General features: G+C 56.5%; 13 protein-coding genes and 7 tRNA genes. 14 read left to right on the plus strand and 6 right to left on the minus strand.

What is annotated here, in order from left to right; all coding sequences use genetic code 11:
• Window positions 1-100: 100 nt before the first annotated feature.
• From HMPREF2681_RS07600 to HMPREF2681_RS07625, 6 genes are all read right to left on the minus strand, one after another.
• Window positions 101-173 (minus strand) — tRNA-Gly (locus HMPREF2681_RS07600).
• Between the two features lie 27 nt (window positions 174-200).
• A tRNA-Val gene (locus HMPREF2681_RS07605) sits at window positions 201-275 on the minus strand.
• 66 nt (window positions 276-341) lie between these two features.
• Window positions 342-414, minus strand: a tRNA-Gly gene (locus tag HMPREF2681_RS07610).
• Window positions 415-441: 27 nt separating this feature from the next.
• Window positions 442-516: transfer RNA gene (locus tag HMPREF2681_RS07615), tRNA-Val, on the minus strand.
• 32 nt (window positions 517-548) lie between these two features.
• Window positions 549-619, minus strand: a tRNA-Cys gene (locus tag HMPREF2681_RS07620).
• 66 nt (window positions 620-685) lie between these two features.
• Window positions 686-758: transfer RNA gene (locus HMPREF2681_RS07625), tRNA-Gly, on the minus strand.
• Between the two features lie 357 nt (window positions 759-1,115).
• On the opposite strand from HMPREF2681_RS07625, the gene HMPREF2681_RS07630 reads away from it, so the two are divergent.
• From HMPREF2681_RS07630 to HMPREF2681_RS07695, 14 genes are all read left to right on the plus strand, one after another.
• Window positions 1,116-1,190 (plus strand) — tRNA-Val (locus HMPREF2681_RS07630).
• Between the two features lie 185 nt (window positions 1,191-1,375).
• Window positions 1,376-1,966, plus strand: coding sequence for a copper resistance CopC family protein (locus HMPREF2681_RS07635; RefSeq protein WP_049190805.1), 591 nt, complete (start codon window positions 1,376-1,378; stop codon window positions 1,964-1,966).
• A 4-nt stretch (window positions 1,967-1,970) separates the two neighbouring features.
• Window positions 1,971-2,579: a copper chaperone PCu(A)C gene (locus tag HMPREF2681_RS07640; RefSeq protein WP_049190804.1), complete on the plus strand. Its 609-nt coding sequence runs from the start codon at window positions 1,971-1,973 to the stop codon at window positions 2,577-2,579.
• A 286-nt stretch (window positions 2,580-2,865) separates the two neighbouring features.
• Complete coding sequence (locus HMPREF2681_RS07645) at window positions 2,866-4,092, plus strand: Dyp-type peroxidase (RefSeq protein WP_040361740.1); 1,227 nt, start codon at window positions 2,866-2,868, stop codon at window positions 4,090-4,092.
• 159 nt (window positions 4,093-4,251) lie between these two features.
• The gene (thrS, locus tag HMPREF2681_RS07650) at window positions 4,252-6,246 is read left to right on the plus strand and encodes a threonine--tRNA ligase (protein ID WP_222865026.1); all 1,995 of its coding nucleotides are present in this window, start codon (window positions 4,252-4,254) and stop codon (window positions 6,244-6,246) included.
• A 151-nt stretch (window positions 6,247-6,397) separates the two neighbouring features.
• Window positions 6,398-7,033 (plus strand): ATP adenylyltransferase, encoded by a 636-nt coding sequence (locus HMPREF2681_RS07655; protein ID WP_042388668.1) that lies wholly within the window; start codon window positions 6,398-6,400, stop codon window positions 7,031-7,033.
• A complete protein-coding gene (gene pgsA, locus HMPREF2681_RS07660; protein ID WP_049190801.1) occupies window positions 7,027-7,728 on the plus strand; it encodes a phosphatidylinositol phosphate synthase in 702 nt (233 codons plus the stop codon). Before HMPREF2681_RS07655 ends, pgsA begins: the two co-directional genes overlap by 7 nt.
• Window positions 7,729-7,739: 11 nt before the next feature.
• The gene (locus HMPREF2681_RS07665) at window positions 7,740-8,642 is read left to right on the plus strand and encodes a phosphatidylinositol mannoside acyltransferase (protein WP_048731328.1); all 903 of its coding nucleotides are present in this window, start codon (window positions 7,740-7,742) and stop codon (window positions 8,640-8,642) included.
• A gap of 2 nt (window positions 8,643-8,644) precedes the next feature.
• Window positions 8,645-9,787: a glycosyltransferase family 4 protein gene (locus HMPREF2681_RS07670; protein WP_070546663.1), complete on the plus strand. Its 1,143-nt coding sequence runs from the start codon at window positions 8,645-8,647 to the stop codon at window positions 9,785-9,787.
• Between the two features lie 53 nt (window positions 9,788-9,840).
• A complete protein-coding gene (locus HMPREF2681_RS07675; RefSeq protein WP_070546665.1) occupies window positions 9,841-10,344 on the plus strand; it encodes an NUDIX hydrolase in 504 nt (167 codons plus the stop codon).
• A gap of 139 nt (window positions 10,345-10,483) precedes the next feature.
• Window positions 10,484-11,386: a pyridoxal 5'-phosphate synthase lyase subunit PdxS gene (gene pdxS, locus HMPREF2681_RS07680; protein WP_005511452.1), complete on the plus strand. Its 903-nt coding sequence runs from the start codon at window positions 10,484-10,486 to the stop codon at window positions 11,384-11,386.
• A 2-nt stretch (window positions 11,387-11,388) separates the two neighbouring features.
• A complete protein-coding gene (locus HMPREF2681_RS07685) occupies window positions 11,389-12,267 on the plus strand; it encodes an acyl-CoA thioesterase (RefSeq protein WP_016422678.1) in 879 nt (292 codons plus the stop codon).
• Window positions 12,267-12,887, plus strand: a complete 621-nt coding sequence (gene pdxT, locus HMPREF2681_RS07690) for a pyridoxal 5'-phosphate synthase glutaminase subunit PdxT (protein WP_048731318.1) — start codon at window positions 12,267-12,269, stop codon at window positions 12,885-12,887. The genes HMPREF2681_RS07685 and pdxT overlap by 1 nt, the downstream gene beginning before the upstream one ends.
• Window positions 12,888-12,966: 79 nt before the next feature.
• Window positions 12,967-13,719, plus strand: coding sequence for a YebC/PmpR family DNA-binding transcriptional regulator (locus HMPREF2681_RS07695; RefSeq protein ID WP_049190798.1), 753 nt, complete (start codon window positions 12,967-12,969; stop codon window positions 13,717-13,719).
• Window positions 13,720-14,059 lie beyond the last annotated feature (340 nt).

A 14,059-nucleotide genomic window follows, 5' to 3' on the forward strand; every position in this document is an offset into this window, starting at 1 on the left:
TGAAAGTCAGACACACTTTTTGCTACTTAACCCGAAATTGGTTGCCTAACAAAGGTTAAACGAAAACTCCCTCCCGGATACCCGGAAGGGAGTTGGTCTGAGCGGATGACGGGACTCGAACCCGCGACCCTAACCTTGGCAAGGTTATGCGCTACCAGCTGCGCTACATCCGCAAATACGCTCGCCCATAAGGGCTTACGTGGTGCGCGATACTAGGATTGAACTAGTGACCTCTTCCGTGTCAGGGAAGCGCTCTCCCACTGAGCTAATCGCGCTGGGGTAAAAGCTATATAGAAGCTTTCAAGCGCAACCCCCTTCCAGGAGAAGGGGGTTTTGCACTGAGCGGATGACGGGACTCGAACCCGCGACCCTAACCTTGGCAAGGTTATGCGCTACCAGCTGCGCTACATCCGCAAATACGCTCGCCCATAAGGGCTTACGTGGTGCGCGATACTGGGATTGAACCAGTGACCTCTTCCGTGTCAGGGAAGCGCTCTCCCGCTGAGCTAAACGCGCATTACATCGAAACCGGTAAGGAATCTCTGCTGAGGTGGAAACGGGAATCGAACCCGTGTACACGGCTTTGCAGGCCGTTGCCTCGCCACTCGGCCATTCCACCGTGAGGCTGCCGCCTCAGTGGTTGCCTCGAAGTTATACCACAGAGCTTAACTTCTTGAGAAACCAGAGCGGATGACGGGACTCGAACCCGCGACCCTAACCTTGGCAAGGTTATGCGCTACCAGCTGCGCTACATCCGCATCACGTTGCAAGGAGAGCGAAGAAGAATCTCAATTGCTCTCTTGCGGTGCGAAAGATACTTTAGCGTGCTTGTGCGATTGATTACAAATTACCAGGTGAACATCTGTATTGTGCCTGTGGGCGTAGGGCTAAAGACCAACCTTTGATGCCTCTGAATCGCAACGATGTCATTTATTCGCTTTCGTGGGTTGGTTACTGGGGGCTATCGAGTCGCTATCGTCATGGAGTTCCATCGGTGGGGTAATAAATCGTCGAACTGCGCAATCGCAAACGCAATGCAACCCAATTAGGGAAACTTCCAAAACGCGTGCTAACTTATTCCGCAGAGCAGCAAAGGCTTAGTGCTTTTCTGTCCGAGTCCCATAGCTCAGTGGAAGAGCGTTCCGTTCACACCGGAAAGGTCGCTGGTTCGAACCCAGTTGGGACTACCATTTAAAACCCCGGTCGACGCATCGTATAAAAACTGCGCGGCCGGGGTTTTGCTGTGTGACCTGAACTATATTCGTCCCTCTCGGGAACTTTTCTGGACTACCATCCGACAATAGGTATAAGGGCAGCGGTCAGACTACTGCTGTTCTTCTCGAACTGTCCCGCTTAAAGGAGTTGAACTGTTCTAGTGAGTCCCCGGGTCGCTTCAGGCGAAACGTTTCGGTTCTCAAAGTCGGGTTTCCGGCGTGCAGTAGCCGCTGCTGCGGCGCTTGTAGTCTTTGCAGGTGCGTCAGTTATTAATGCTGGCCCCGCGCATGCTCACGATTCCGTGCTGTCGTCTAACCCAGGCGACAAGCAGGTTCTCGATGAATTTCCGCACCACGTTTCTCTCAAGTTCTCCGGCAACCCCAAGAACAATTTCAACACCGTTGCAATTAGTGATGCAGATGCCAAGGAAGTCCTGTACTCCCACGAGCCAGAGGTAGTGGGTAATGAGGTCTCTTTGGATATCCCTGAGGATATTAATCCAGGCCCTGGTAACTACATCATTGGTTTCCAAATCACCTCCTCTGATGGTCACTCCACCCGAGGAAAGACCTCTTTTTCAGTGGCTGATCCGGATGCTGCTGGCGCAGCCGAAGCCGGGGCAGAATCTCGTCAGACCGGTGCGCACGCCGAGGAAACGAAGTCAATACCGCTATGGGCTTATGGCCTCGGTGGTGGACTCATCGTCATCATCGCCGCTGTCGTCATCGTTATTAATCGAAAGGCAAAATAGACACATGAAGCTCAATCGCACTGCAACTACACTGATCGCTGGTTCCGCAGCTCTGACCCTTGCTCTGGCAGGATGCTCGTCCGACGATAACACTGCTGCTGAGGTGACTGAGTCCGCAACCTCCGCTGCGACCGAAGCTACCTCTCAGATGGAGAAGAGTGATGCTGCTGTGCAGCTGGCCGATGCCTACATCAAGGAAAAGCCGGCTGACAAGGGCATGACCGCCATCTTCGGTACGCTGACCAACAACACCGATAAGGACATCAAGGTTTCCTCCTTCAAGCTTGAGGGGCTGAAGGAAGGCACGAAGTTCGAGCAGCACGATACCAAGGACGGCAAGATGTTCGAGGTGCCGGAAGGTTTGACGATTCCTGCTAATGGCGAACTCGTTCTCGAACCGGGTAGCACTCACTTCATGATCATGAACAATGATGAAGCTATGGATGTGGGAGCTGAGTACAAGCTCGTCATTGAGCTTTCCGACGGCTCTAGCATTACCCAGGACGTTGAGGTTCGTGTCCAGCCAGCAGGTGAAGAGGACTACGGTAATGACGGTGACCTGAACAACCCAGAGCACATGGGTGGCGGTGAGATGGATCACTCGGGCCACTAATTTTTGTGACAAGTTGATCAAGCAATCGTTCGTCGTAAAGCGGGCGTGAGCTCAGGTACGTCGAGGAATTGACTAGCTGAATCTAATGGTGGCAGAAGCGCTGGAGTTGGCAGGTTATTGCAGCATATGCAACGAACTCCGGCGCTTTTCTTTTTCCGAAAAAGGTTTTCGATACGGTCGAATTGGATAGGCCAGTGGTTGCGTTGAAGCTATTGAAAAGTTGGCGGATCCCCAGCCATCTCATGTGTTCCAGTTCGAAGTAATCAGAAAGGTAAGAGTGCACAAAATGTCCGAAGGCTTTTCCAGAAGGCGTTTTCTTGGCGGGCTCGGCACCGCCGCAGGAGCCTCAGCGCTCGCCCTGGGGGCGCCGGAAGCCCAGGCGATTGGGTTGGAACGTCCACAGGAAGAGCCGCCGAAACCGCCTTTGCAGACAGCAACCGTACCTTTTGATGGCGCCCACCAGGCGGGGATTGCGACGCCCGCACAGGCGAATCTATGGCTAATTGCCTTCAACGTGAAGAAGGGGGTCGATCGCAATCGCCTCCAAAACCTCATGCGTGCCTGGACGGATGATGCCCGCCGAATGACAGCCGGCAAGGCTACTCGAACGGACTTGGAACCTGAGCTCATGGGGAGTCCGGCCAATCTGACTATCACTGTTGGATATGGGGAGAATTTCTTCACAATCATCGATAGGGAAGACCAGAAGCCTGAGTGGCTGGGAGATCTGCCAAAGTACGTTAACGATGAGCTCCGCCCGGAGTGGAACGGCGGAGACCTGTGCCTGCAGATTTGTGCGGACGACCCAGTAATGGTCTCCCATGCGGCCCGAATGATGATCCGAAATGCAGGTTCTTATTTGGATGTTCACTGGGTGCAAGCTGGTTTCCAGCACGCCAATGGTTCTACGCAGGAAGGCGAGACCCCGCGCAATCTCTTCGGTCAGAAGGACGGTACGGTCAACCCGCGCACTCGTGAAGAATTCGACAAGCAGGTGTGGATTGATAGTGGTCCGGATTGGTTGCGGGGCGGTACAGCGATGGTTGTCCGCCGTATCGAAATGGATATTCCAGGCTGGGATGTGTTGGACCGCGAAAGCCGCACTGTTATTACCGGCCGAGATATCGGCACCGGCGCGCCAATTGGAGGTAAGGACGAGTTTGAGACCGTCGACCTGGCGAAGACTGATGAATATGGTCTGCCTCTGACGGATCCGAACAGCCATGTTGCGCTGTCAATGCCTCCGAAAGAGAAACCTAATCAGCGGATTCTGCGACGGGTCTACAACTATGACCTGCCACCGGAACCGAATGGTCGATTCGAGACCAACACCGGCCTGGTATTCATTTGTTTCCAGAAGGACCCGTTGGAGCAGTTCAATCCGATTCAAGAGCGGCTGTCCAAGAACGACCGTCTCAATCAGTGGATTTTCCACATTGGATCCGCCGTGTTTGTTATGCCACGAGGAACTTCTGAGGAGGAGTACTGGGCCCAGGACCTTTTCGAGGCCTGAGTTTTGACCGTGCGGTAAAGTGTGTGAACGACTGACGAAGGTCACCAGGTATGTGATTTTCGAAGACACTTTGAAAAGGAGTACACGCACGCCGTGTCAGAAGAATTTGCAACCCCAGCACCGTTTTCCGTGCCCGCAGGAGTTTCTGCGGGCGAGGCGATGAGAGACCTGGGTTTCCCGAACAAGGGCGTTGACGCCATCGTTTGTGTCCGCGACCCTGAAGGCAATTTGAAGGATCTGTCCTTTAAGCCAGAAGTGGAAACCGTCTTCGAGCCCGTTCCGGCGAATACTCCGGACGGTCGCGATGTCATCCGCCACTCTGCGACTCACGTGATGGCTCAGGCCGTGCAGTTGGAGTTCCCTGGGACGAAGCTGGGCATTGGCCCTGCCATCGACAATGGTTTCTACTACGACTTCCGTGTCGATGAGCCTTTCTCGCCGGAGGATCTCAAGCGCATCGAAAAGCGTATGAAGAAGATCATCAAGTCTGGTCAGCGATTCGAGCGCTTCGCGTTCGAGTCTGCCGATCAGGCGCAGGAAGCGCTTGCCGACGAGCCGTATAAGCTCGAGCTGATTGTTGAAAAGTCGGCCGGCAAGGTGTCCGAAGATGATGAGGCCAATGTCGACGTCGGTGGTGCAGGTACGACCTTGACCGGCTACCGCAACGTCAATCCGCGTACTGGCGAGACCGAGTGGTTTGATCTTTGCCGCGGCCCGCACGTGCCGACCACTCGTTACATCCCTGCTTTTAAGATCACGCGTTCTTCCGCTGCGTACTGGCGGGGTGACCAATCTCGAGATAACCTGCAGCGTGTTTACGGCACTGCGTGGGAGTCCAAGGAAGCGTTAGACGAGTACCTTGACCGCATGCTCGAGGCTGAGAAGCGCGATCACCGCCGTTTGGGCTCCGAGCTGGATTTGTTCAGCTTCCCGGATGAGATTGGTTCTGGTTTCCCGGTATTCCATGTCAAGGGTGGCATCATCCGCAACGAGATGGAGCAGCACTCCCGTCGCCGTCATATCGAAGCGGGCTATGACTTTGTGAACACGCCGCACGTAACTAAGGGTGACTTGTTCAAGAAGTCTGGTCACCTTGACTTCTACGCGGATGGCATGTTCCCGCCGATGCAGCTCGACGGCGAATATGACGAACACGGCAACTGCACCAAGGCTCCGCAGGACTACTACGTCAAGCCGATGAACTGCCCGATGCACAACCTCATTTTCGCATCGCGTGGTCGCAGCTACCGTGAACTTCCGATTCGTATGTTCGAGTTCGGCACCGTCTACCGCTACGAGAAATCAGGCGTTATCCACGGTCTTACCCGAGCCCGTGGCTTTACGCAGGACGATGCCCACATCTACTGCACCGAGGATCAGCTGGAAGAAGAGCTTACTAATGTCCTCGACTTCATCATTTCGCTTCTGCGTGACTACGGCCTGGATGACTTCTACCTGGAGCTGTCTACGAAGGACGAAAAGAAGTTCGTCGGCTCGGATGAAATTTGGGAGAAGTCCACAGCTATTCTCCAGCGCGTTGCCGATGCTTCTGGCCTCGAGCTCGTTCCTGATCCGGGCGGAGCCGCTTTCTATGGTCCGAAGATTTCCGTCCAAGCCCGCGATGCCATCGGCCGTACTTGGCAGATGTCGACGGTACAGCTCGACTTCAACCTGCCGGAGCGCTTCGAGCTCGAGTACACCGCACCTGACGGAACCAAGAAGCGCCCGATTATGATTCACCGTGCGCTTTTCGGCTCCATCGAACGTTTCTTTGGCGTCCTATTGGAGCACTACGCAGGTGCTTTCCCGGCTTGGCTGGCTCCGGAACAGGTTGTTGGTATTCCGGTTGCGGATGACTGTATCCCACACCTGGAGGACTTTGCTGCACAGCTGAAGTCTCGTGGCATCCGTGTCCACGTGGATACGTCCGATGACCGCATGCAGAAGAAGATTCGCAACCACACCCAGGCCAAGGTTCCGTTCATGATTCTGGCTGGTGCCCGTGACATTGAGGCAGGTGCCGTCAGCTTCCGGTTCCTCGATGGCACCCAGATTAACGGGGTGGCAGTTGAGAAGGCTGTGGACATCATCTGTGATTGGGTTGCTTCGCGGAATAACGAACAGCCGAACAAGGAGAATGTCTCTGCTCTCTAGAGGTCGTTAACGCTCTCTAATTCGACCGCGTTGTTTTAACTGGTGAACCACGCGTGGTAATCCAAAGAAGTTGACCGCGAGGTCGTAAACTACAGCAGAGAAATATATGTGGTCGGGGCTCGAATGGGGACCCGGCCACGCAACGAAGGGGATGGCAGTGAATCAGTCGGGAAGTGAAGAGTTGCCTCCGCAGCAGCAGGGCAATGCCGGCCAGCAGGAATCGTCTGATGGCGTATACGTCGACAGCGGTTACGGCGAACCGGATCGGCTCACGCGCTTATGGGCACCGTACCGGCTGGATTACATCGTCAAGCGTGGTGTGCATAACTCCAAGCCATCCCGTAACCCCTTCGTTGATTTGCCGAAGCAAAGCGATGAGGAAGCACTCATTATCGCTCGCGGCGAGTGGGTGTACGCCGTTCTGAATCTGTTCCCGTACAACCCAGGGCACCTCATGGTGGTTCCATATCGCGAAGTCGCCAACCTTGAGGACTTGACCGACGAAGAAACAGCCGAGATGATGCGATTTGCCAAGCATGCGGTTCGTACCCTCAAATCGGTTTCGCGTCCGCACGCCGTCAATGTAGGTTTCAACTTGGGCAAAGCCTCCGGCGGTTCGGTCGCCGATCACCTGCATATGCACGTCGTACCGCGCTGGTCGGGTGACAGCAATTTTATGACCGTGATCGATGGCACCAAAGTGTTACCGCAGGCTCTTCGTCAGACTCGCGAGTTGCTTGCCGACGGCTGGCGTGCCCTTAATCAAGAGGATGGGGCAGCATGCTGAGTGTCCGTGGCAGGGCTCCAATCCGCCCAGTAGTTGAACCGATTGCCGCTGCACTTTTGCGGGTCGGCATTAGCCCGAACACGGTCACCCTGGTGGGAACGGTAGTTTCCGTTCTGCTTGCGGTAATCCTGATTCCTACCAACCATCTTTTCGCAGCTGCGGTGTCAATCGCTATTTTCACTGCTTTTGACCTGCTCGATGGCACGATGGCCAGACTGCGAGGGCGGGGAACGAAATACGGAGCGACGCTGGATGCTTCCTGTGACCGTATTACGGATGCTGCACTGTTCGGGGCGATAGCGTATTGGGTGGTGTATCGCCATGGCGCGGATTCAGTGCTGCTCATTCTGACACTGATTACCATGGGATCGTCCCAGGTCATTTCCTACGTTAAGGCTCGAGCAGAGGCTAGCGGCCTCAAGGTCAACGGTGGTCTCGTCGAACGTGCGGAGCGCCTGATTATCGGTCTAATTGGCGTCGGGCTCCAGGGGCTTGGCGTGGACTATGCCCTCTACGTCGCGATGTGGCTCCTGGCGATTGGGTCGGTATTCACCGTCGTTCAGCGCTTGTACATGGTGGCTAAGCAGCCAGGAGCGTTGGATCCCATCGCCCCGCCAGAAGGTGCAGCTGATAGTTCATCTATCAACCCTGACTCTGCTACGAAGTCCACGGGTTCGGCTGATTCCAACAACTAAAGGAGGATACGATGACTAGTTTCTTCCTGCCTCGCTCGAAAGATGATTTCGTTGCGCTCGGCTATATGGCCGGGTGGAAGATTTTTGGGCTGCTGCCGGAACGCGTGGCCTACCGCATCGGCAACATAGCCGCCGATCGTGTAGCAGCAAATCCAGCGACTACCCGCCAGCTTCGCAAGAACCTGGCTCGCGTTATGGGCTGTCCGCCTGAGGAAGTGCCGCAAGGTCTTATTCGGGCTTCCATGCGTTCCTATCTACGCTATTGGGTGGAGGCATTCCGGTTGCCCTCCATCGCGTCGCCAGAGTTGGCAGACACGGTCGAATCCACCAGCGATGGGCTCGAACGAGTTGCTGAGGCCCTCGAGGCCGGAGATTCCATCGTCATCCCACTGCCGCATTCTGGTAACTGGGATATGGCAGGTATGTGGCTCGTTTCCCGCCATGGTCGGTTCAGTACCGTGGCGGAACGGCTGAAGCCAGAGGTACTTTACGACGCTTTCGTGGAGTACCGCGAATCCCTCGGATTCCACATTCTCCCGCTTACCGGTGGCAAACCCGCGATGCCGGAACTGCAGAAGCGATTGGAAGAAGGTGGCGTTGTGTGCCTGCTGTCTGATCGTGACTTCGGCGGCCACGGGGTCCCGGTCACTTTTTTCGGCGAGCAGACGACAATGCCGGTCGGTGCAGCAAAGCTGGCACAGGACACGGGCGCTCGGCTTATGCCCGCGGGCCTGTCCTACACGCGCGATGGTTGGCGTTTTGTAGCGCATCCATTCGTGCCGACTGAGGGGCGCGATCTACCTGACATTGTCCAGGACATCGCTACTGTTTTTGAATCTGATATTGCCCAGCATCCAGCGGATTGGCACATGATGCAGCCACTGTGGCCGGCGGATAAGAAGAGGTCAAAGTAGCCGTGCGAATCGGAATGGTGTGCCCGTACTCGTTCGATGTCCCAGGAGGGGTTCAAGCTCACGCGATTGACTTGTGTGAGGAGTTTATCCGTCGCGGCCACGAGGTCAGTCTTATCGGCCCAGCTAGCGCGCAGGCGGACGTGCCGGATTTCGTTGTTCGAGGTGGTGCCGCCATCCCGATTCCGTATAACGGCTCGGTCGCTCGGCTATCTTTTGGTCCCCGCACCAGCCGTCGAGTCCGCACATGGATTGAGGAGGGTAGCTTCGACATTCTTCATATCCATGAGCCGAATTCGCCCAGTTTTTCAATGCTGTCGTTAGTAAACTCGGTCGGGCCGATTGTCGCGACCTATCACTCTGCGGCGACGGACTCCCTAGCATTGAAGTTGGCCACGCCATTTTTGCGGAAGTACCTTGAACGCATTCGGGGAGGCATCGCTGTCTCGGAAGTGGCTCGTCGCTGGCAGGTTGAGCAACTCGGCGGCGACCCGGTTCTCATTCCCAATGGTGTCCGTGTTGGAGATTTTGAGTCCTGCCCGGCCGCCTCATCGTTGCCTGAGATCCCGCCACGGCGTGAGGGGGTCTATCGGCTCGTGTTCCTCGGACGCTTCGACGAATCTCGTAAGGGCTTTGACGTGTTGCTCGACGCGCTGCCGGCAATACGTGCAGAGATTCCACAGCTTGAGGTCTGTGTTGTTGGTGATGGTGATGTCGCGGCAGCTCGTCGTAAAGCGGGCAGAAACGCAGATGTCCTGCATTTCGTCGGCAGACTGTCGGAGGATGCTAAGGCGTCAATACTCGCCGATGCGGATGCGTACATTGCCCCGCAGCGTGGTGGGGAGAGTTTCGGCATCGTGCTGGTAGAGGCGATGGCGGCGGGTGCGCCGGTGATCTCCAGCGACATCGATGCGTTCAAACTCGTGCTTGACGACGGCCATTACGGGCTTCACTTTGAAAACGGTAACTCCGCAGACCTTGCGGATGCAGTCGTACGCCTTTTGACGCAGCCAAAGTTGGGGGAGGAGCTTCGCGCACTCGGGCATAAGCGGGCTTGGGAGTATGACTGGTCGCAGGTCGCCGACGGCGTTCTGCGTGTGTACGATACGGTGCGCATGGATGGCGAAAAGGTCGTCATTGCGCCATAGAGATTTCCGTCGTGTTAGCTGATTAAACGCAGCGGAGTGAAAGTGGGTTTTCGGTGGACGTAACCGTTCCAATCTGGGTCGTTGTCCTAGTCATTGCGCTGATTGTCGTACTCGTTAGCGGTTTGGTGGCTTCATCGACAGCGACGCGTTTGAACCGTATGCACATTCGCACGGACTTGGCGCGTTCTTCACTGGAAGCGGCGTTGGGGCGAAGGGCCGCAGTCGCTCGTGCCGCCTACCCGGAACTCGCCGGGGTAGTGGCGAAGGTGGAAGCCACACCACTTAGAGCCAACAACACTGGGCAGCGTGCAGACGTGGAAAACGAACTGACTAGGAAAATTGTGGCGCTCTATGGGGAACAGCCCGTGGACCGGACGATGGCAATTGAGCTTTCTGACGCCCATACGCGGCTCGAGCTCGCCCGCCGTTTCTACAATGATGCGGTGACGGATACGAAAGCACTGCGAGCCAGGCCGCTAGTGCGCGCGCTGCGGCTGGCGGGCACTGCACCTGAACCGGAATATTTCGATGTTGCAGATGGACTGACAACGGCTTAATTGTGGGAAAACCCGCTGTTGTGCTGGAAGTTCGCGGTGTTTTCTGACTCAATGAACAGCACTGTCTAGTTCAGGCGTTATAGTGTTAAACGACTACAAACAGTCACATTCACCAGTTTTATTAGGGAAGTAGGGTTCGTTGAGCACGGTTGAGAACAACTCCGGGCAGGGCACCGCACGCGTCAAGCGCGGTTTCGCTGAGATGATGAAGGGCGGCGTCATTATGGACGTCGTTACTCCGGAGCAGGCCAAGATCGCTGAGGATGCCGGCGCAACTGCCGTGATGGCGCTGGAGCGCGTCCCCGCCGATATTCGCGCAGAGGGTGGCGTGTCACGTATGTCTGACCCGGACATGATTGAGGGCATTATCAATGCCGTCTCCATTCCGGTTATGGCCAAGGCCCGTATCGGCCACTTTGTTGAGGCACAGGTTCTGCAGTCCCTCGGTGTTGACTTCATTGACGAGTCCGAGGTTCTGACCCCGGCCGACTACTCGAACCACATCGACAAGTTTGACTTCACCGTGCCGTTCGTCTGTGGTGCGACCAACCTGGGTGAGGCTCTGCGCCGCATCAACGAGGGCGCTGCCATGATTCGCTCCAAGGGCGAGGCCGGTACCGGTGATGTCTCCAACGCTGTGACTCACATGCGCACCATCCGCGCTGAGATTAACCGTCTGCGTTCTATGGCTCCGGACGAGCTCTACGTTGCCGCCAAGGAGCTGCAGGCACCGTACGAGCTGGTACGCGAGGTCGCTGAGACCGGTAAGTTGCCAGTCGTGCTGTTCACCGCAGGTGGCATTGCAACTCCGGCTGACGCTGCAATGATGATGCAGCTCGGTGCTGAGGGTGTCTTTGTTGGTTCCGGTATCTTCAAGTCCGGTGATCCGGAGAAGCGCGCCAAGGCTATCGTCCAGGCAACCCAGCACTACGATGATCCGAAGGTCATCGCTGATGTCTCCCGCGGTCTCGGCGAGGCAATGGTCGGCATCAACGTCGACGAGATTCCGCAGCCGCACCGACTCGCTGAGCGTGGCTGGTAAAAATGGCTAACATCCGCGAGGTATTAGATCTGGAGCAGATTGACCGGGACATTTTCCGTGGCCCAGTCATTAAGTCAATCCTGCAGCGCACTTTCGGTGGCCAAGTTGCCGGCCAGTCCCTCGTCGCGGCGACGCGCACGGTGGGTAATACCTTCGCGGTGAACTCCCTCCACGCCTACTTTGTAGGCCCGGGCCGCCCCCATATCCCGACGGTGTACATGGTCAAGCGTATTCGCGATGGACGGTCTTTCTGCCACCGCTCCGTCGAAGCTGTGCAAGATGGCCGTACGATTTTCGTCATGCAGGTCAGCTTCCACCGTAAGGGGGATGAGGGACTCGAGCACTCTGACGTGATGCGCAAGGTGCCAGATCCTGAAGATGTGGTCACCGACACCTCTGAGATGACGAACACACGTCGTCTACTAATGCGCGAGTGGGCGGACTGGGATATCCGGGTAGTGCCGGATGATCAGTTCGAACACAACAAGTACACCCCGTCCCAGCAGCTGGTATGGTTCCGGTGCAAGGATCGCCTGCCGGATAACGAGACCTTCCACGTCTGCACGCTGGCGTACATGTCGGATATGACTTTGCTGTCATCGGCACTCGTTCCGCATCCAGGCGTTGAGGTCCAGGAAGCCAGCCTCGACCACGCGATGTGGTTTATGCGTCCGTTCCGTGCGGATGAATGGCTGCTCTACGACCAGATTTCGCCATCGGCGCACGCGGGTCGCGCATTGACTCACGGTCGCATCTTTAACCAAAAGGGCGAGCTCGTGGCCGTCGTCACGCAGGAAGGGCTGACCCGAAGCCTGGCCCCGGGTGTCGAGCCCGTGCCAGTGGCGACGAACTTCGATGCTCGCAGTGAGAACCTAGATTAATGACACAGGAAACAATCGGTATCCTCGCTCTTCAGGGCAACGTTGCCGAACACGGATATGTGCTTGACCAGCTCGGCGTCCCGCACCGAAAGGTGCGCTTGCCCCGTGATCTGGAAGGGCTTAGCGGCCTAATTTTGCCCGGCGGCGAGTCCACAACCATGAGCAAGCTGATGGTCTTCAATGAGCTTGAAGACCCGCTGCGGGAAGCCCTCCGCGATGGCCTTCCGGCATATGGCACCTGCGCCGGCATGATTTTGCTTGCCGACGAAGTGCTCGATACCCGTCCGGATGCCGTTAGCCTGGGGGCGATTGACATCACCGTCCGTCGTAACGCATTTGGCCGGCAAGTGGATTCCTTCGAAACTGACTTGGATATTCCGCAGCTGGCGATCAGTGGTGACCAGCCGCCTGTACACGCCGCCTTTATTCGCGCACCGTGGGTCGAGCGTGTCGGTGATGATGTTGAGGTGCTAGCGCGGGTGCCAGAATCGGCTGGAGAGACCGCAGGTACAGTGGTCGGAGTACGGCAGGGGGCTGCGATGGCCACCAGCTTTCACCCGGAGTCGACGGGGGAGACGCGGCTCCACGAGTTCTTTTTGCGAGAGCTTGTCGGCATTTAAATCCCCGGTTTGTATAATGAACACCTGACGAATTCCCATCTACATGGGTATTGACGAGAGGAATGGTAGGAACTAGCACATGGCGGGTCATTCAAAATGGGCAACCACAAAGCACAAGAAGGCTGCTAATGACGCCAAGCGCGCCAAAGAGTGGGCAAAGATGATCAAGAACATCGAGGTCGCGGCTCGTACCGGCGGCGGTGATCCTGCTGGTAACCCCACCCTCGATGACATGATTAAGAAGGCCAAGAAGGCCTCGGTTCCCAACGACAACATTGAGCGTGCCCGCAAGCGTGGTTCCGGCGAGGAGTCCGGCGGTGCTGACTGGGAGACCATTGTCTACGAAGGTTACGCACCTGGCAGTGTCGCTTTGATTGTGGAGTGCCTGACCGATAACCGTAACCGTGCTGCTTCCGATGTGCGCTCGGCGTTCAACAAGAACAACGGCAACATGGCAGACAACGGCGCCGTGGCGTACCTCTTCGAAAAGAAGGGTGTCGTCGAGCTGCCGAAGGGCGAGCTGACCGAGGATGACCTGCTTATGGCGGTTCTCGATGCTGGTGCAGAGGAGGTCAACGACCTGGGCGAAAAGTTCGAGGTTGTCTCCGCCTTTACCGATCTGATGAATGTCCGCACCGCTCTTGTCGATGCCGAAATGGAGTACGACTCCGCAGATCAGGACTACCGCGCTTCTACCACGGTGGCTCTCGATGCTGACGGTGCACGCAAGCTCTTCCGTCTGATTGACGCTCTCGAAGAGTCCGACGACGTGCAGAACGTCTACTCGAACGCCGACATCAGCGACGAGGTTATCGCCGAACTCGAAGACTAGGCGTTTGCTTGGCGACGGTTCCGCTGACCGGCTTCCCGGCGTTAAAGGATGCTCGTGCAGGGTAGTCTGCAGCGCTGAATTGCGCGGCGAGCTGGTGTGAATGGAAGATCCCCATCGGAGAGTCGTCCGATGGGGATTTTTTTTGGGGGGGGGAGACAGACAGAGTCAAAGAGTGTGTCTGATCCTCAGGATAGCGACTGGTCAGAGCCCGCCTGCGGGTAGCTCCACACCCTGGGGTTAAGGAGAAAAACTGACAACCCGACACACTGGCAACCTCAAAAAATTACGGGCTGCGCGTGTGAATACGGCTGCAAATGTGAAACTGTATGAGTTTATGACA

Origin of the sequence: Corynebacterium sp. HMSC064H12 (assembly GCF_001809925.1) — a bacterium.
Taxonomy (GTDB): Bacteria; Actinomycetota; Actinomycetes; order Mycobacteriales; family Mycobacteriaceae; genus Corynebacterium; species Corynebacterium jeikeium_D.